Raw genomic sequence first — 514 nt, 5'->3', positions numbered from 1 at the left:
TCGGCATCGGTTGGGTTGAGCGTGTAGGTGTAAGTGCCGTCGGTGTGCAATTCCAGGGTGCCGTAGGTACCGGTGAAAGTGCCTGCGGTGACTGGGCCGGTGGGCACACGGTCGGCGCCCTGAACGTCGTTGGTCAGGACGTTGCCGGTCAGGGTCAGGTTGGTTTCTGACGCAGTGCCGGTGTTGCTGTCATTAACCGCTTTGGGCAGGTCGTCGATGATGTTGACGTCGAGGGTTGCGTTGGCGGTGGTGCCGTTGTCGTCGACCACGGTGACGGCGAACTGCTCGGGCAGGTTGTTTGCGCCGTTGGCGGTTGGGTGGGCATCGTTGTGATCCAACGTGTAGCTGTAGCTGACTACGCCGGTGGCGGCGTTGAAACCGGTGATCGTCAGCGTGCTGCCGAGCGGCGTGGTGACCGATTGTGGGAAGCCTGCGGCCACGCCGTTGGTGACCACGGCGATACCACCGACAGTCAGCGTGGTGACGCCATCCTGCGCGGTGATGGTGAAGGTGC

Annotated in this window: 1 protein-coding gene; it reads right to left on the bottom strand. The window is 63.0% G+C overall.

The genetic code is table 11. From position 1 onward, the window contains the following. The coding region (locus PseAD21_RS29355; RefSeq protein WP_146011325.1) for a VCBS domain-containing protein at nt 1–514 on the bottom strand (514 nt) is incomplete at both ends.

The organism is Pseudomonas sp. AD21 (assembly GCF_002878485.1).
Lineage (GTDB): Bacteria > Pseudomonadota > Gammaproteobacteria > Pseudomonadales > Pseudomonadaceae > Aquipseudomonas.
Note: the sequence above shows the minus strand (reverse complement) of the source record. Positions and strands in the feature narration are given on the sequence as shown.